This is a genomic window from Ruegeria sp. HKCCD7296 (assembly GCF_013110775.1).
Taxonomy (GTDB): Bacteria; Pseudomonadota; Alphaproteobacteria; order Rhodobacterales; family Rhodobacteraceae; genus Ruegeria.
The window spans coordinates 199,176-215,228 of record NZ_WVRF01000003.1; the positions used below are offsets into that span (position 1 = coordinate 199,176).

General features: G+C 57.6%; 18 protein-coding genes. 6 read left to right on the forward strand and 12 right to left on the reverse strand.

The window, feature by feature from the left end; all coding sequences use genetic code 11:
* Nucleotides 1-3: 3 nt before the first annotated feature.
* Nucleotides 4-219, reverse strand: a complete 216-nt coding sequence (locus GS632_RS05965) for a twin-arginine translocase TatA/TatE family subunit (RefSeq protein WP_171179912.1) — start codon at nt 217-219, stop codon at nt 4-6.
* A 222-nt stretch (nt 220-441) separates the two neighbouring features.
* On the opposite strand from GS632_RS05965, the gene GS632_RS05970 reads away from it, so the two are divergent.
* The gene (locus GS632_RS05970) at nt 442-747 is read left to right on the forward strand and encodes a hypothetical protein (protein WP_171237699.1); all 306 of its coding nucleotides are present in this window, start codon (nt 442-444) and stop codon (nt 745-747) included.
* Between the two features lie 21 nt (nt 748-768).
* Complete coding sequence (locus GS632_RS05975) at nt 769-1,440, forward strand: YafY family protein (protein ID WP_171179907.1); 672 nt, start codon at nt 769-771, stop codon at nt 1,438-1,440.
* A 60-nt stretch (nt 1,441-1,500) separates the two neighbouring features.
* Here the strand turns inward: GS632_RS05975 and GS632_RS05980 are convergent, their stop codons facing one another.
* The 8 genes from GS632_RS05980 to GS632_RS06015 all read right to left on the reverse strand — a co-directional run bounded on the left by GS632_RS05980 (nt 1,501) and on the right by GS632_RS06015 (nt 8,946).
* Nucleotides 1,501-2,673, reverse strand: a complete 1,173-nt coding sequence (locus GS632_RS05980; RefSeq protein ID WP_171721455.1) for a M23 family metallopeptidase — start codon at nt 2,671-2,673, stop codon at nt 1,501-1,503.
* A 62-nt stretch (nt 2,674-2,735) separates the two neighbouring features.
* A complete protein-coding gene (locus GS632_RS05985) occupies nt 2,736-3,386 on the reverse strand; it encodes a protein-L-isoaspartate(D-aspartate) O-methyltransferase (protein ID WP_171179903.1) in 651 nt (216 codons plus the stop codon).
* Complete coding sequence (gene surE, locus GS632_RS05990; RefSeq protein ID WP_171237701.1) at nt 3,383-4,165, reverse strand: 5'/3'-nucleotidase SurE; 783 nt, start codon at nt 4,163-4,165, stop codon at nt 3,383-3,385. The genes GS632_RS05985 and surE overlap by 4 nt, the downstream gene beginning before the upstream one ends.
* 114 nt (nt 4,166-4,279) lie before the next feature.
* Nucleotides 4,280-5,410 (reverse strand): ABC transporter ATP-binding protein, encoded by a 1,131-nt coding sequence (locus GS632_RS05995; protein WP_171721456.1) that lies wholly within the window; start codon nt 5,408-5,410, stop codon nt 4,280-4,282.
* Between the two features lie 45 nt (nt 5,411-5,455).
* Nucleotides 5,456-6,508: a methyltransferase domain-containing protein gene (locus tag GS632_RS06000; RefSeq protein ID WP_171179897.1), complete on the reverse strand. Its 1,053-nt coding sequence runs from the start codon at nt 6,506-6,508 to the stop codon at nt 5,456-5,458.
* Nucleotides 6,509-6,609: 101 nt separating this feature from the next.
* Entirely contained in the window at nt 6,610-7,728 is a 1,119-nt protein-coding gene (locus tag GS632_RS06005; protein WP_171721457.1) for a hypothetical protein, read from the reverse strand.
* Between the two features lie 2 nt (nt 7,729-7,730).
* Nucleotides 7,731-8,510 carry an SDR family oxidoreductase gene (locus GS632_RS06010; RefSeq protein ID WP_171721525.1) on the reverse strand — a complete coding sequence of 260 codons (780 nt, stop codon included), beginning with the start codon at nt 8,508-8,510 and terminating at the stop codon, nt 7,731-7,733.
* A 73-nt stretch (nt 8,511-8,583) separates the two neighbouring features.
* Nucleotides 8,584-8,946: a nuclear transport factor 2 family protein gene (locus tag GS632_RS06015; RefSeq protein WP_171237703.1), complete on the reverse strand. Its 363-nt coding sequence runs from the start codon at nt 8,944-8,946 to the stop codon at nt 8,584-8,586.
* 109 nt (nt 8,947-9,055) lie between these two features.
* Between GS632_RS06015 and GS632_RS06020 the strand changes: the two genes are divergently transcribed.
* The 4 genes from GS632_RS06020 to GS632_RS06035 all read left to right on the forward strand — a co-directional run bounded on the left by GS632_RS06020 (nt 9,056) and on the right by GS632_RS06035 (nt 13,926).
* Nucleotides 9,056-10,660 (forward strand): peptide chain release factor 3, encoded by a 1,605-nt coding sequence (locus GS632_RS06020; protein ID WP_171237704.1) that lies wholly within the window; start codon nt 9,056-9,058, stop codon nt 10,658-10,660.
* 49 nt (nt 10,661-10,709) lie between these two features.
* Complete coding sequence (locus GS632_RS06025; RefSeq protein ID WP_171237705.1) at nt 10,710-11,453, forward strand: hypothetical protein; 744 nt, start codon at nt 10,710-10,712, stop codon at nt 11,451-11,453.
* Complete coding sequence (locus GS632_RS06030) at nt 11,450-12,379, forward strand: glycosyltransferase family 2 protein (protein ID WP_253284432.1); 930 nt, start codon at nt 11,450-11,452, stop codon at nt 12,377-12,379. The genes GS632_RS06025 and GS632_RS06030 overlap by 4 nt, the downstream gene beginning before the upstream one ends.
* 185 nt (nt 12,380-12,564) lie before the next feature.
* Complete coding sequence (locus GS632_RS06035) at nt 12,565-13,926, forward strand: DEAD/DEAH box helicase (protein WP_171179887.1); 1,362 nt, start codon at nt 12,565-12,567, stop codon at nt 13,924-13,926.
* Here the strand turns inward: GS632_RS06035 and GS632_RS06040 are convergent.
* From GS632_RS06040 to GS632_RS06050, 3 genes are read right to left on the reverse strand one after another with little or no spacing between them, the layout of a single operon-like run.
* The gene (locus GS632_RS06040; protein WP_171721458.1) at nt 13,923-14,825 is read right to left on the reverse strand and encodes a DMT family transporter; all 903 of its coding nucleotides are present in this window, start codon (nt 14,823-14,825) and stop codon (nt 13,923-13,925) included. The two genes, GS632_RS06035 and GS632_RS06040, sit on opposite strands and share 4 nt — an antisense overlap.
* Nucleotides 14,826-14,846: 21 nt before the next feature.
* Nucleotides 14,847-15,749: a fatty acid desaturase gene (locus GS632_RS06045; protein WP_171234408.1), complete on the reverse strand. Its 903-nt coding sequence runs from the start codon at nt 15,747-15,749 to the stop codon at nt 14,847-14,849.
* Nucleotides 15,742-15,945 carry a DUF2061 domain-containing protein gene (locus tag GS632_RS06050; protein ID WP_171234409.1) on the reverse strand — a complete coding sequence of 68 codons (204 nt, stop codon included), beginning with the start codon at nt 15,943-15,945 and terminating at the stop codon, nt 15,742-15,744. Before GS632_RS06050 ends, GS632_RS06045 begins: the two co-directional genes overlap by 8 nt.
* Nucleotides 15,946-16,053 lie beyond the last annotated feature (108 nt).

Here is a 16,053-nt window from a genome sequence, read left to right on the forward strand (position 1 = left end):
CGCTTACGCCTTGTCTTTCTCGGTTTCGGGGGTCACGTCCTTGGCGATCTCGGACGCATCCTGTTCCAGCTCTTCCGTTCCGTCCTTCACGCCTTTTTTGAACGCGGTGATGCCTTTGCCAACTTCGCCCATCAGCGAGCTGATCTTGCCGCGACCAAACAGAACCAGAACCACAACGGCGATCAGCAGAAGACCGGGAAGGCCGATATTGTTGAGCATGTCTTTTCTCCTTTTTCGTCGGCGCGAATGAACGCCGGGAATATGAACTGGCTCTGTGTTTACGCCCGGAGGCTTTTTGTAAAAAGAGATCAGAAGCGGATTGAAGGCAAAATTTGATGTGATCTGAAAGAATCTAAGGGCTCGTATTTCTCAACTGACAGGTTTATGTCAGTTGGGTACGCATAAGTAGACGGTATCGAAACCTGGTCAACGGAGACCCAAATGACCCATGTTGCTGAAATCGTCACCTTCACCCTCGCCAATGGCACTACACCGGAAGAGTTTGTGAAGCTCAGCCAAGCCTCAGAAGCCTTTGTGCGCAGCGCACCGGGCTTTGCCCACCGCCAGTTGAGCCAGGGCGAAGACGGTCGCTGGACTGACTATGTCATCTGGACGGACATGAAGGCGGCCAAGGACGCCGCCGCACAATTCCCACAACAGGACTTTTGCGCCGGTATGATGGCGGCCATCAACCCTGAAAGCATTCAGATGCGTCACGAGAAAGTGCTATGGAACATGACTGCCTAGGCGCAGTCTGGGCGGCGTGACATGCGCCGCACGGATCGCCTATTTGATATCATCCAGATCCTGCGCGACGGCAAACTGCACCGTGCGAAGGACATTGCGGACCGGCTTGAGGTGTCGGTCCGCACCATCTATCGCGACATGGACACGCTGGTGGCTTCGGGTGTTCCGGTCGAAGGCGAGCGCGGCGTAGGCTACATGGTGCGCGAGCAGATTACTCTGCCCCCTTTGAACCTGACCCCAGCCGAGCTTGAGGCGCTGAACCTTGGCATGGCCATCGTGGCGGAAGCTGCCGACCCGGAACTTAAAGCCGCCGCCAACGCGCTGGCTGACAAAATCGACGCGGTTCTACCGACGCAGGTTGTGGCCGAAGCTGACACGTGGAAATTCGCAGTCTACCCCTTTGCCGATGCCGCCCGCGGGCTGGCACATATGGCCCCGATCCGCGCGGCCATCAAATCACGCCAGAAACTCCGCTTGTCCTATCGCAGAATCGACGGGGTTCTCACCAACCGCACTATCCGCCCGCTGCACATGGAGTATTGGGGCCGCGTCTGGACCCTCACGGCCTGGTGCGAGCTGCGTCAGGGTTTCCGGGTCTTCCGTATCGACCTGATCGAATCCGTCTTACCTCTGCCGGAAGTCTTTGCCGATGAACCCGGCAAACGCCTGAGCGATTACGACCCAAACGATTGACAGGTTTCATCTTTTCCTAGTCTTTGCGCAAAAAGCATGGCCCGAAACGGGCTATTGCCCTTATTTCAGGTAAGGCTCTGGATCGACTGACTCGAACCCTTTGCGCACTTCAAAGTGCACATAGGCATTGTCTCCGCCCCTCAGCTGCGCAAGCTTTTGGCCACGACGTACCCGGTCGCCTTTCTTGACGGTGATATCATCGACATTGGCATAGACTGTCAGCAGATCGTTCTTGTGCTTGACCACGATGATCGGAACCTGATCCGCGTCCGCCGTAATTGCCGCAACAGTGCCCGCGTCGGCCGCCGTCACCGCCGTGCCGGGTGCCGCTGCGATGTCGATACCTTCATTCTTGCCTTTGTTATACCCACGAATGATGGTGCCGCTTACCGGCAGAGACAAAGCTGAAGACCGCGTATTGGTTGGGGCTTCGGCCGTCACATCGGGGGCCTCGGCCAGCGGCGCAACATCTTCTTCAGGCAGAGGCTGCGTTGCGCTTGGCGGCGTCGGCGTCGGCGAGCCCTGCCCCGGCTCGGTCACTTCCGTTGCCGCAACAGGTGCTGCGGCAGCAGCGCTTTGCCTTGGCGCTGGTTGGTTCTTGACCGGGATCAGCAGAAACTGACCTTCGCGCACGGTGAAATCTGACCCCAACCCGTTCCATTCCGCCAAGGCTTCAACCGGCACCTGATAGAGCCGCGAGATGGTATAGGCTGTCTCGCCCCTCTTCACCTTGTGCCGAACCGGCTCCGGCCCCGAGGTCACTGGAGCCGGGGATGTCGCTGGTTTCGCAGGTTCCAACGTCGTTGTCTGAACCGAGTTTGTATCCGGGGCCTGATCGATTGCATTTCCGGCCACCGAGGCGATATCCACTCCGCTTCCTGCACCCACTGACCGCGGCAGCGCCAGCACTTCGCCTTCGCGCAAGGTGTCGGTTGTCTGCAGACCGTTAAAGCGTGACAATTCCTCTTCCGGCAGGCCCACCCGTGCGGCTACGTCCCGCACCGTGTCGCCTCGTCGGGCGACGACAACCTGATAGTTAGGATAGGTGATCACGCCCCGACTGTCCGGTTTGGGCCGCGACGTAGTGGCCGACTGCGCCGCATCGGTGGTCGAGAACCCGCCGACTTGCCCGCGCAAATCATAGTCCAGAGGCCCTTCACACCCGGCCAGAACTGCCACAGCGACCAGTCCGGTTGCACAGCGGCGCATAGATGATTTGGATACTGCTTTCATAATTCTGTCCTCAAAGCCTGCCCCTGTTTTCCGGGGTTCCGGCGACCAACTCACAAAGCCTGTTACTTCTCGTCCTTCCCAAGTCCCTCAAGCAGAGGCACAAAACGAACTGACGTCAATTCATCATAGTCCAGACCGGTTTCAGTGCGTGTCACTTTGATCAACTGCTGCACCGCATCCGACTGCCCCACGGGTAAAACCATAATACCCCCGATTTTAAGCTGCGCCAAGAGCGGGCCCGGAGGGTCCTCGGCTGCGGCTGTCACAATGATCCGATCAAACGGTGCCTGTTCCGGTAAACCGAAGGATCCATCAGACAACATGGCGGTGACATTGGTCAGGCCCAAATCGGTAAACAGCTTGCCCGTTTCGCTCACCAGCCGCCGGTGACGTTCGACGGTATAGACACGGCGCGCTAGTTTCGACAGGATCGCCGCCTGATAGCCCGAGCCGGTTCCGATCTCGAGCACGGTGTCCCGCGCCCGCACATCCAGCGCCTGTGTCATCAGCCCGACAACCGAAGGCTGGCTGATTGTCTGACCGCAGGCGATTGGCAGCGGCATGTCCTCGTAAGCGCGATCCGCAAACAGGCCAGTGACAAACCGCCCCCGATCCACCTGCTCCATTGCCGCTAAAACACGCGCATCGGTCACGCCCCTTTTGCGCAGGGCAAACAGGAACTGCATTACGGTTTCGGGGTCCAGTCCGCTCATTCGACTGCCTTCAATGCCTCCAGCATGTCATGCGCGGTCAAGTCGGCGCGCATCGGCGTAACCGAAATGTAACCTTCCAAATTGACCGCCGCATCGGTACCCGGCGCCGTCGGGTTGTGCTGATAACCGCCCTTGATCCACAGGAACCGCCGCCCCGAGGGCGAACTGTGTGGCTCGACCGAGAAATGTGTATCACGCCGGAAACCCTGTGCCGCTACGCGTGTGCCCAGCACCTCATCCGCTGGCACAGGCGGGAAATTCACGTTGTAGAACAGGCGGTAATCACCCTGCTCTGTCGGAGTGGCATCCAGAATACGCCGGACCAGGTCGGCGCCAAAGCGCGCAGCGCCCTCAAATGGATCATCCAACCCCAGGTTACGTGGGCCGAAATACTGAGACAGTGCAATTGCCGGCACGCCTTGCAGCGCCGCTTCCATCGCACCACCAATGGTTCCTGAGTAAAGTGTGTTCTCAGCCGAGTTGTTGCCCCGGTTTACGCCCGACAAGACCAAATCCGGCGGGCAGTCCACCATTACATCATGCAACCCAGCCAATACACAGTCCGCAGGCGACCCTTCGGCCGCATAGCGTCGCTCGCTGAGCTTGGCGATCATCGTGGGATGGGTATAGCTAATACAATGCCCGACCCCGGATTGCTCGAAGGCAGGCGCAACCACCCAAACTTCGCCATCCGGTCCGGCAAGTTCGGCTGCGATTGCCTCAAGCGTGATCAAGCCCGGAGCATTGATTCCGTCGTCATTGGTCAGAAGAATACGCATGTGCTCGATTTACCCCCGCGTTTGGCCCTTGATAGACCCCGGTCTGCGTTGCGGCAAGCGACGCAGGCCTGCATTCTGAGGCTTTCGCGCACCACTCAGGCGGAAATCGTCAGATCAGCTTTTGCTGTCAGGGAAAACGAAACATTTGTCACGGCGAATGGTCAGCCACATAACGCGACCCGGCCCCGGTACAAAAACATTTGGAACCGTCGCCTTCAGAATTGAGCCGTCGTAATCCATGCGAAACTCGACAAGGCTCTCATTTCCCAGAAAGCGCGCGCGCTCGACCACACCCCGCGCAGCCACACCATCTGTCGGCGTGGGCAAAGGTCCCTTTCCGTTGCGGTCAAAATCCAGTTTGACATGCTGCGGGCGGAATACAATCTCGACATCCGTGCCGTCCGGGATGCCGGGCGCAAGAAACTGACCAAACGGCGTATCTGCCAAAGCCCCATTCACTTGCGCCCGCAACACGTTGACATCGCTGAAAAAGGCCACGGCGGCTTTATCCGCTGGTCGGGTGTAAACGTTATAGGGTGCGCCTTGCTGCACCACCTTACCACGCCGCATCAGCGCGATCTCATCCGCCATGCGCATCGCCTCTTCCGGCTCGTGCGTGACCAGCAGAACGGCGGCGTCCTCTTCCTTGAGGATAGACAGCGTTTCGTCCCGAATGCCATCACGCAGGCGGTTGTCGAGGCCGGAAAACGGCTCGTCCATCAACATGATCCGGGGTCGTGGTGCCAATGCGCGGGCCAGTGCCACACGCTGCTGCTCCCCGCCCGACAACTGATGCGGAAATCCGTCGATGAAGCGCATCAGGTCTACCTTGCGCAGCAATTCTTCAACCCGGGCGCGTTTTTCGTCCTTGCTGCCCTTCAAGCCAAACGCCACGTTATTGGCCACGCTCAAATGTGGGAACAGCGCGAAATCCTGAAACATCAGACCAATCTCACGCCGTTCCGGCGGCACCCTGAAAACCGTGTCGCAGATCAGCTTGCCATCTACGTAGATCTCGCCCGAGTCCTGCATTTCGACCCCGGCGATCATGCGCAGCGTCGTGGATTTGCCGCAGCCCGACGGCCCCAGCAAACACGTCACCTTGCCCGCCTGAACGGTCAGTGACACGTCATCCACCACAACCCGCCCTTCGAACCGGCGGATAATATTGCGAATTTCCAGACGTGGAGGAGTTACGTTACCTGTCACCGATGGACCCCAATTGCCTTTCCCGATCAAATCCATCGGGCTTAGGCGGGGATAGCAACCCCGCCCCTCAGGTGCAAGGGATCAGCAGCAACCACCGCCCGAAGATGCTGTCTCACCCACGGCTTCGAACGGGCTTTCGCCACCGCAGCCTTCGAAGATGCCGTAATGGGTCGAGAAATCACCGATAAAATCAAAGTGCCGCGCGAAACGCGTATCCTGCAACATCATCCACGTGTTGCCACAGACCGGAAAGACCTTGCCGGTTTCGATGATGTGGTGATCGTCCAGAACAAACTCATGCGGTGCGTTGGGCACGGTGCCCTTGTAGACCACCGCCTGCCCATAGTCTTCGCAAGCCGGCTCCAGCGCGGGTAGTTTGAACAATCGATACGTGGCCGACAGGAACTTAAGCGGTGCCACACGTGCTTCGAGCACGGGATTTTCGATAGTCAACGGACGGTGAGTCTCGCGTCGTGGATCACCGAAACCGGCCTTACGGGCCATCGACAGGAAATCATTCCAGTACAACGCGCCCGACAGGCATTCGCCGTACAGCACTTCATCCTCGGCCATCGCCTGCGGGATACGGCGGTCTGCGTAAACGTCCGAGAAGTACATCTCGCCACCCTCTTTCAGCAGCCGATACGCTCCGCGCAGAACCGCATCCTTGTCGGTCGCCAAGTTGATCACGCAGTTCGACACTATGATGTCGAACGATCCGGGCTCCAAATCCAGCTCATCCAGCTTTTCGATATAACCGTGATGGAATTCTACATTGCTTTTGGCGTGGCCAAAGGCTTGGGCGTGATAGTCCTGATGCGCACGGGCAACGTCCAATTGCTCGGGCGTCATGTCCACACCGACAACCCGCCCGTTTTCACCCACCATAGCCGACAAGGCATAGACGTCACGCCCCGCGCCGCAGCCCAGATCGAGGATCGACATGCCCTCGAGATCCAGAGGCGCGATCAGACCGCAGCCGTAATACCGGGTCAGCACGTCGTCATGGATTTTCGAAAGGATCTTTTTGACATGATCCGGCATGTCATCAGGCGTACAGCACGCGTTGGTCTGCAAGTCCGCGCTGCTTTGCAGGACCTCACCATAGTAATTCTGCACCGACTCGTGCTTCATCGCAGTCTTCCCCTCAAACATGGTTTCTTCGCAGGTAATGCAGCAAGCCGCGCCAAGCAATCCAAAGCCTTTGCTTTTGACAAAAGCGTGAGTGTTTCTTTTCAGGTCGAGCCCAGCAATTCGAAATCCACGCCCGCGCGGACCTTGCCGTTCACCTGCACCTCAAGCCGATGTGCGCCGGGCACCAGTTTGAACGTTGTGGCGTCGCCCTTCAGCTTGTGTCGTTTACTCAGGTGCAAGTGGCCATTTTTAAGCGACGCCTGTTTGAGTTTGTGCACTTTGGCTGAGATTTTTCCACCAGGACGTTGGAAATGAACGATATAATCCACCAGAACAGGCTGCTCGCCTGCGCCGGTCAGGGCAACTGAAAACTCCAGCGCCCCGCCTATCCGGGCCTCTGAGGTCAGATCCACTGACACCGCCACCTTGGCCTCAGGGTCATACCCCAAAACCTTCATCGCCTCGGGGTGTCCTGCTTTGACCAGTCCGCGCAACGTATGTGAGGTCATCCAGTCCAACTCAGCCACGTTCTGCCGTCCATCAGCGCGCCACTTTTCCAAGCGTTCCAGAACCAGATCAGGGTTTTTCTTGGTGATGTCGTTCAAATGATTGGCCACAGACCGGGTAACATAGCGTGTGCCGTCCCCGTGCAGCCGGTCCAACAGCGGCAGCGGATCTGCCAGATCAAGACCAATCCCCTGTCCCCAAGGCAACCGGGGCCGCGTGCCCTCGCTCACCAACCGGCGCACATGATAGCTGTCATGGCTGCACCATGTCTGCATTCGCTTTAGTACGGCGTCTGGATCATGGTTCAGAAACGGGCGAATGGCCCATTCCATGGAAAACCGCTGGGTCAACTCTTCCAGCACATCCAAAGCCAGATCAACGTGATCCAGCCCGATCTCTGCAACCCACTCGCCCAACGGTCCAAAAATGAAATCCCCGAAATCATCATCTGTCTTCGAGGGGTCCAAAGGCGGCGGCAAAGCGCGCAGGATGACAGGGGCAACCGCTGGTAAATTGCCCGGCACTGCCTGTTGCAGGCAGTCTGAAATCCACACCATTCTCTCTTTCAGTTCCAGTTTCAGCAGGCGCGACATAACCTGCGCATGAAACGCCTCGGCATCAAAAGACGCGTCAGCTGCATCAAACAACCCCGCGAGATAGCGGGTTTTTTCCGCATTAAACAACTGGTCTTTTAAAGAGAAATTCTGAGCCATCTTTACATCGTCATGTTTCCGGCGCCACCGTCCAGCAGAATGTTCTGCCCAACTATGAAACCCGCCTGTTTCGAGCAGAGAAACGCGCAAGCAGCACCAAATTCCTGCCGTGTACCGTAACGACGTGCAGGGATAGTGGAGGCTCGATTTGCACGCGCTTGATCGATCGAAATACCTTGTTGCGCTGCGACACTGCCATCCAAAGAATCCGCCCGATCGGTGGCATGAATGCCCGGCAACAGGTTGTTGATATTGACCCCAAAGGGCGCAACCTGACGCGACGTACCCGCCACGTATCCAGTCAGCCCCGTACGCGCTGCATTCGACAAACCCAAGGCCGGGATCGGAGCACGCACCGACTGTGAAGTGATGTTGACGACACGCCCCCATCCTTTGTCGATCATTCCGGGCAACAGTGCTTTCATAAACGCAATTGGCGTTAGCATGTTGGCATCCAACGCCTCAATGAAATCATCACGATCCCAGTCTGACCACAGCCCCGGAGGGGGACCACCTGCATTTGTCACAAGAATATCAACGCCCTGCGCGGATTCGATCACCTGGGCCTGACCCTCGGCAGTTGTCACGTCACACACGACGGCTTGCACCTCGACGCCGTGCTCTGACCTTAGTCGCGCGGCCTCAGCCTCCAACGCGTCAGAACCACGGGCGTTCATCACCAGATCAACGCCCGCTTCTGCCAGAGCCTCTGCGCAGCCCAGCCCCAATCCCTTGCTGCTGGCGCAAACCAGCGCGCGCTTTCCTTGAATTCCCAGATCCATCGGATCCTCCCTGTCAGTCATTGCCGCATGTCTAGCACCGGCCAGACAGGGAAGACCAGAAACGGATCGTTGATCAGTAAAAGAACTCTTCTCGCACGATTTTGCCGTCGGCCACGTGGTAAACGGCCACCTCGCGCATATCAAAGGCTTCGCCGGTTTCTTTCACAGTGCCTTGCACTTCGAAGATAACGGCAAAGCGGTCGTCGCCATGGGGAAATGGATCACTGACTGATGCGCCCGACACGTCATGGACGCTTTCCCACCACTCATGCTTGCCACGTATGGCTTCCACACCGTGGGTTTCGCGCCCCATTCCCTGAAAATCCTGCCCTTCGATCGAAACAGCATCCGGAGCGTATAGCTTTGACAGGTTTTCCTTGGCGCGATCCTCACGGCATCCGGCGACCAGTTCATCTGCAATCTCTTTCAAATTCATTGATCCTCTCCATTATTTGTTCACTATATGTTCTTATTGCCATACCCTCACGATTCGAACCACCCCCTTTGTCTTGCTTCGGCAGGTTTCCCCGCATATACGCGCGCTCATGCTTGATACCTCGAACCAACCCACCCTGCCGCCCGAGATTGCCCGCCGCCGGACATTCGCCATCATCTCGCACCCGGATGCGGGCAAGACGACGCTGACGGAAAAGTTCCTGCTTTACGGGGGCGCGATCCAGATGGCCGGTCAGGTGCGCGCCAAGGGCGAGGCACGGCGGACACGGTCTGACTTCATGCAGATGGAAAAGGATCGGGGCATCTCGGTCTCGGCATCGGCGATGTCGTTCGACTATGACAATTTCCGCTTCAATCTGGTGGATACGCCCGGTCACAGCGACTTTTCCGAGGATACCTATCGCACGCTGACTGCGGTAGACGCGGCCGTCATGGTGATCGATGGTGCGAAAGGTGTGGAAAGCCAGACACAGAAACTGTTCGAGGTTTGCCGCCTGCGCGATCTGCCGATTCTGACCTTCTGTAACAAGATGGACCGCGAAAGCCGCGATACGTTCGAGATCATCGACGAGATTCAAGAGATGCTGGCCATCGACGTCACGCCAGCCGCTTGGCCGATTGGCGTGGGCCGTGACTTCATCGGCTGTTACGACATGCTGCGCGACCGGCTGGAGTTGATGGACCGCGCGGACCGCAACAAGGTGGCGGAAAGCATCGAAATCAACGGGTTGGACGACCCGAAGTTGGCCGAACATGTGCCCGAGCATCTGCTGGAAAAACTGCTGGAAGAGGTCGAGATGGCGCGTGAACTGCTGCCAGCACTTGACCCGCAGGCAGTTTTGGAAGGTCACATGACCCCGATCTGGTTTGGTTCGGCGATCAACTCGTTTGGCGTCAAAGAGCTGATGGAAGGTATCGGTGCTTATGGCCCACAGCCGCAAGTTCAGTCGGCTGAACCGCGTCAGATTGCGCCCGATGAAAAGAAAGTCGCAGGCTTTGTCTTCAAGGTTCAGGCCAATATGGACCCCAAGCACCGCGACCGGGTTGCCTTTGTCCGTATGGCTTCAGGTCACTTCAAACGTGGTATGAAACTGACGCATGTGCGGTCCAAAAAGCCCATGGCGATCTCGAACCCGGTGCTGTTCCTTGCATCCGACCGCGAACTGGCGGAAGAGGCTTGGGCCGGGGACATCATCGGCATCCCGAACCACGGCCAACTGCGCATCGGTGACACACTGACCGAAGGCGAAGCACTGCGCGTGACCGGTATTCCTTCGTTTGCGCCGGAACTGCTGCAGGGCGTGCGTGCGGGCGATCCGATGAAAGCCAAGCATCTGGAAAAAGCCCTGATGCAGTTTGCCGAAGAAGGCGCGGCCAAAGTGTTCAAACCCTCGATCGGGTCGGGCTTTATCGTCGGCGTCGTCGGCGCGCTGCAATTCGAAGTGCTCGCCAGCCGGATCGAGATGGAATACGGTCTGCCCGTTCGGTTCGAGGCGTCGCAATTCACCTCGGCCCGATGGGTCAGCGGTGACAAGGCCGAGGTCGAGAAGTTCGTCAACGCCAACAAGCAGCACATCGCACATGATCATGACGGTGACATCGTCTATCTGACGCGCCTGCAATGGGACATCGACCGAGTCGTGCGCGACTATCCGGCTCTGAACCTGACTGCGACAAAAGAGATGATGGTGTGATCCAACTGGCTGATTGCGCAGCCGAACCAGGCTGTGCAATCCTGCGCGCATGAGTGACGACGAACTGACCTATCCCGGTGGTCTGCCAGACATGCTGGACAGCTATGAGAACCGGCGCAGTCCGTTTCAGTTCGGCGCCCTCACCCTGCCTGATCCCGACGTCGATCTGGATGATCTGGCCGAACGCACGGTTCCAGACAGCGCCACCGAAGTGCCGGCCGGACGCAGCACCACATGGGATCGCAAACGCGCCCAAATCGCACGCGAATTCGTCGGCCAGTCGGAATTGGCCTTCCTGAACGCGCAATTGATTTCGAACCTTAGAAAACGGTCTTTTCCTCGCCACGCGCCAACCCTATTCTGCCGGTTGTGGGACGAACAGTCCGATCACCTGCTGGCCACACTCGACCTGCGCTGGCTGGTGTCTTCGGTTCAGACATTTGCGGACCACGGCCAGACGGCGACACAGCGCGAGGTGGGTCACGCGTTGCGGATGCTGTTTGGTCTGATGAAGCTTTACGAGTTTGAACGCCTATTCTCGGGCCTGGCCCCGGATACACCCTTTCGGTTCGAGGACAAAAACCATGTGGATTTACCCTTCGAAATGAAGGGTTTTTCCTTTGAAAAAGGCGGGTTGGACATCAATCTTATCGCCCCAATTTGGACCCGAGCGATGCACGACCCGACCATCGCGCCGTTGGTCGATCATCTGATGACGGAACTCAACAAAGACCCAGGCGGTGTCTTTCGCCGCCTGCAACGGATGCGCGACGCGCGCGCGACGCGCGCATGAGCACCTGGGGCATCGTCTCGATGGTTCGGGGCCCGACCGAGAACGTACTGCGGTTCGTGGCCCATCACCTCGAACTGGGCGCGGACTTTATGTATATCTACATGGACGAACCCAACCGGCGCACCTTTCGGGCGCTCAGGATGCACCCCAAAGTGCGCGTGCGGGTCTGCGACGATGCGTTTTGGGAAAAGCGAGGTCGCGCAAGGCCGGAAAAGCATCAGGTCCGTCAGACGGTTCACGCGACATTTGCCTATCGCAACACGCCCCTGGATTGGCTGACGCATATCGATGTAGACGAGTTTCTTTGGTCCCCGACCCCGATCGCCGAAGTGCTGGGCAACGTGCCGCCCAACCTCAACGCCGCACGCGTCCGCCCTATGGAAGCCCTGGCTGGCGGTGACGATCTTTATAAGGCACACATTCCGCAGGGGTCCAACCGCGAGGCATTGGTCGAAGCGATTTACCCTACCTATGGCGCGTTTGTTCTGGGTGGTTTTCTCAGCCATGTGCAGGGCAAGCTGTTCGTTCGCACTGGCTTGAAATACCTGAACTTCCGCATCCACAACCTGTTTCAGAACAAAAAGCTACTGCCTTGCAAATACGAGTTGCCCGAGGTCGAGCTGTGCCACCGGCACGCACCGGATTGGGACCACTGGATCGGACATTACCAGTTTCGTATTGATCGCGGCTCGTATCAGGCAGGCATGGCACCCAACGTACCGCGCGAACAGGGTGGTTTGAACAAAAATGAACTGCTCAACTGGATCGAAGCCGAACAAGGCAAAGACGGGCTGCGCGCGTTTTACGATGAGATGAGCGGAGCAGACCCCGAAGTCCGTGCCCGTTTGGAACAGCACAACCTACTGCGTCACCGCCCATTGGCTCTGGACGAAAAACTGGAGAAACACTTCCCCGGAACCTGCTGAATTGTTGCGGAAAATCCCGCGAACATTTTGCGTGCCCCGCACTAAGCGGACTTCATTTGACCCTGACCTACGTTTTTGTTATGTCCGCCCCCAAGCCGAATAGGCGCATTGCGCGCATGGCCATCCGGGCCCGGCACATCTTTGACGCGCGGGCCAGGTCAAGTGTCCGCAAAAACCGGACTTACATGACAAAGTTTAACGAACTGAACCTGAACCCAAAGGTCCTCAAAGCCATTGAGGAAGCCGGATACGAAACCCCCACTCCGATCCAGGAAGGTGCGATTCCACCTGCTCTGGAAGGTCGCGATGTTCTGGGGATTGCGCAGACCGGCACTGGCAAAACCGCCAGCTTTACCCTGCCGATGATCACCCTGCTGGCCCGTGGTCGCGCCCGTGCACGCATGCCGCGTTCGCTGGTTCTGTGCCCGACACGGGAACTCGCCGCGCAGGTGGCCGAGAATTTCGACACATACACCAAGCACCTGAAACTGACCAAAGCGCTGTTGATCGGCGGGGTCAGTTTCAAGGAACAAGAGGCGCTGATCGACCGGGGCGTTGACGTTCTGATCGCCACGCCGGGTCGCCTACTGGACCATTTTGAACGCGGCAAGCTGTTGCTGACTGGTGTTCAGATCATGGTGGTGGACGAAGCCGACCGGATGCTGGACATGGGATTTATCCCTGATATCGAACGGATCTTTTCGCTGACACCGTTCACGCGCCAGACCCTGTTCTTCTCGGCCACAATGGCTTCTGAGATCGAGCGTATCACCGACACATTCCTGTCCGCCCCTGCCCGGATCGAGGTTGCCCGTCAGGCCACCGCATCCGAGACCATTGAACAGGGCGTCGTCATGTTCAAGGGCGGTCGCCGCGATCGTGAGGCCAGCAACAAACGCAAGGTTCTGCGTGCGCTGATCGATGCCGAAGGTGAGAAATGCACCAACGCGATCATCTTCTGCAACCGCAAGACAGATGTGGATATCTGCGCAAAATCGCTGAAGAAATACGGCTATAACGCCGCCGCGATCCACGGTGATCTTGACCAGTCGCAGCGCATGAAAACGCTGGACGGATTCCGCGATGGGTCGCTACGCCTGCTGGTGGCCTCGGATGTCGCTGCGCGTGGCCTGGATATTCCTTCGGTTAGTCACGTGTTCAATTTCGACGTACCTGGCCATGCCGAGGATTACGTTCACCGCATTGGTCGCACCGGTCGTGCCGGGCGCGAAGGCAAGGCCATCACTATTTGCTCGGGCCGCGATGAGAAGGCTTTGGATGCAATCGAAAAGCTGATCCAGAAAGACATCCCGCGCATCGACAATCCGGTCAAAGAAGAGCCCAAGCCTGAAAAACCCAAGTCTGAGAAACCGAAGCCCGAGAAAAGGGCCAAGGAACAGGAAGGCTCGAAGGACAACCGGAAAGAGCGCGAACCGAAAGGACGCGGTCGAGGCCGCAAGGCCGATAACGGTCCGGTTGTTGTGGGGATGGGTGATCATCTGCCCAGCTTTATCGCTCTTAGCTTTGATGAGCGTCGTGCTGGCTAAATTGCCAGCACCAGCGCCAGTATCGAAAGCCCCAATAAGGTCATTCCGGCGATCTCCCGCCGGGTGATCGTTTCGCGGAAGAACAATGTCGAGGCCATCAAGCTGAAAAGCAGTTCGATCTGCCCCAGCGCTTTTACATACGCTGCGTTTTGCAAAGTGAACGCCCAGAACCAGCAAAACGACCCGCCCAAACTTGTCAGCCCGACAAAGACTCCAGTAGATCGCGTTTGCCAGACTGCGATCAACTCGGACCGATCGCGCCACAACAGCCAAAGCCCCATGCTGAGGAACTGAAACGTCACAACGGCAGCCAAAGTGACCAATGCCCTGAACCATGCGTCCAAGTCGCCCAGTTGCAGCGAGGCGCCGCGATAGCTGACGGAGGAAAAGGCAAACAAAACACCCGAACCAAGCCCCAATTTTGAGGCCCTGTTGGTCAGATGCCGCCACAATGCCCCGTCACCACCGGGTGTTTTCGACAGCAGCAGAACTGCGGCAAGACCCAACAGAATAGCCACCAGCGCGCCCGCTGACACGCGATCCCCCAGAACTAGAAAGCCGACAATCGCGGTTTGAATCACTTCGGTTTTCTTGAAGGTGATCCCCACCGCGAAGTTGCGCTGTTTGAACAGCGCCACCACACAAATCGTCGCAAGTATTTGCGCCGTCCCGCCGATCACCGCGTATATCCAGAACAATGGGCTGAGCGTTGGCAGGATTGCCCCCGTTACCTGCAAAGCGACCAGCAACCCTGCGACGGCCAACGGCATGGAATAGGCAAAGCGCGCAAACGTTGCGCCAGCCGCAGATAGTTTCACGCTGCTCAGCGATTTTTGCAGCATGAAACGCACAGTTTGAAAACTGGCGGCGGCGATGGTGACAGGGATCCAGAGACTCATGCCACCCGTTGTGTCGTCAAATCAGGACTTTGGCCAGAGCGGATGCGGCACGGGGTCTTTCGCGCGCCACAAGTACTGCCGGAAAATCTGCGCATAAGACCGGTATACATATGCCTCATTACAAGCCAGATACTTGTCTTTTCCGTCCCGATACAGTTGTGGTAAGCGATACCACGGGGCGCTTGGGTTCATGTGATGAACCACGTGCAGGTTATTGTTCAGAAACAGAAATGCCAGGGGTCCCCGATCTTCGATGATGACTGTACGCGCCCGGGATTTTTCATGCGCGCGGTGCTCAAGGAACGTACGGATTTTCAGCAGCCCCAGCCCGATATAGGCTGAGATCAGATAGGCCCAGACCGGCATGGCCGACTGGGCAACAATCCACAGTACCACCGCCACACCCGGCAGGTGCAATGCCCAGGCCAAGAGGATATCCTTGTCCCAATGCCGCGCCCCCTGCCATTCGTCGCGCAGAAACAAAACCTGACCGATGGCCGGGCCCAATAACATGCGGCCAAGCAGAGTGTTGTTGATCGCCAGCAGCACTTGTAAACTGCGCGGCAATGTCGACCAGACCTTGGGGTCCAGATAGTTCGATTCCGGATCGTCGTAGGGGTCCGTCAACGCGGCATCTTGATGATGTGCCAGATGCAGATCCCGAAAGCGGTTGTACGGGATGAAAAGCGTGAGCGGCAGCACCATCAACGCCTCATTCAGCCATTTGGCTTGAAACGGGTGCCCGTGAAGGACCTCATGTGTCAGTGACGAATGCAGGGCCGCAACCAGGCCCAAGGCCAGCACCGCCAACCACAACGAAACATCCGTCAACCAGAACAACCCCGCAAGCCACGCCGCATAACAGGCCATGATCAGGAAAAACGTGCCCCATTCAGGGGATTGGGATGTGGGTCGCTTAGCCATTGCGCCCCCACGAGATGCCCGCCCACACCCTTTCGTAAATCACGTACATGGTCAGACCAATGGCGGTGTTCACCAGCGCCACAACCCCGCCTACAGTGGCCGAGCCCGTGGCAATCAGCCCTACAGCGGTCATGGTGACAAGCCCCATGACATTCCAAACGATTGCTTTCACGACAGATCTTCGCCGCGTTTCCATTCCGACCCTCAGTCTTTTTGCTTTTTTCAAAGAGTTACAAGTCGGTGGTTATTCTGAAAATTCTGAATATGATTAACAAAATTCATCAATTATGATATTTATCACCAT

Coding starts and splice junctions, on each gene's coding strand:
- GS632_RS06000 (WP_171179897.1), bottom strand. CDS start 6,508: ATGAAGCACGAGTCGGTGCAGAATTACTATGGTGAGGTCCTGCAAAGC.
- GS632_RS06040 (WP_171721458.1), bottom strand. CDS start 14,825: ATGAGTCTCTGGATCCCTGTCACCATCGCCGCCGCCAGTTTTCAAACT.
- GS632_RS05995 (WP_171721456.1), bottom strand. CDS start 5,410: ATGGATTTGATCGGGAAAGGCAATTGGGGTCCATCGGTGACAGGTAAC.
- GS632_RS06045 (WP_171234408.1), bottom strand. CDS start 15,749: ATGGCTAAGCGACCCACATCCCAATCCCCTGAATGGGGCACGTTTTTC.
- GS632_RS06025 (WP_171237705.1), top strand. CDS start 10,710: ATGAGTGACGACGAACTGACCTATCCCGGTGGTCTGCCAGACATGCTG.
- GS632_RS06030 (WP_253284432.1), top strand. CDS start 11,450: ATGAGCACCTGGGGCATCGTCTCGATGGTTCGGGGCCCGACCGAGAAC.
- GS632_RS06035 (WP_171179887.1), top strand. CDS start 12,565: ATGACAAAGTTTAACGAACTGAACCTGAACCCAAAGGTCCTCAAAGCC.
- GS632_RS06050 (WP_171234409.1), bottom strand. CDS start 15,945: ATGGAAACGCGGCGAAGATCTGTCGTGAAAGCAATCGTTTGGAATGTC.
- GS632_RS05985 (WP_171179903.1), bottom strand. CDS start 3,386: ATGAGCGGACTGGACCCCGAAACCGTAATGCAGTTCCTGTTTGCCCTG.
- GS632_RS06005 (WP_171721457.1), bottom strand. CDS start 7,728: ATGGCTCAGAATTTCTCTTTAAAAGACCAGTTGTTTAATGCGGAAAAA.
- GS632_RS06010 (WP_171721525.1), bottom strand. CDS start 8,510: ATGGATCTGGGAATTCAAGGAAAGCGCGCGCTGGTTTGCGCCAGCAGC.
- GS632_RS05970 (WP_171237699.1), top strand. CDS start 442: ATGACCCATGTTGCTGAAATCGTCACCTTCACCCTCGCCAATGGCACT.
- GS632_RS05965 (WP_171179912.1), bottom strand. CDS start 219: ATGCTCAACAATATCGGCCTTCCCGGTCTTCTGCTGATCGCCGTTGTG.
- surE (WP_171237701.1), bottom strand. CDS start 4,165: ATGCGTATTCTTCTGACCAATGACGACGGAATCAATGCTCCGGGCTTG.
- GS632_RS06015 (WP_171237703.1), bottom strand. CDS start 8,946: ATGAATTTGAAAGAGATTGCAGATGAACTGGTCGCCGGATGCCGTGAG.
- GS632_RS05980 (WP_171721455.1), bottom strand. CDS start 2,673: ATGAAAGCAGTATCCAAATCATCTATGCGCCGCTGTGCAACCGGACTG.
- GS632_RS06020 (WP_171237704.1), top strand. CDS start 9,056: ATGCTTGATACCTCGAACCAACCCACCCTGCCGCCCGAGATTGCCCGC.
- GS632_RS05975 (WP_171179907.1), top strand. CDS start 769: ATGCGCCGCACGGATCGCCTATTTGATATCATCCAGATCCTGCGCGAC.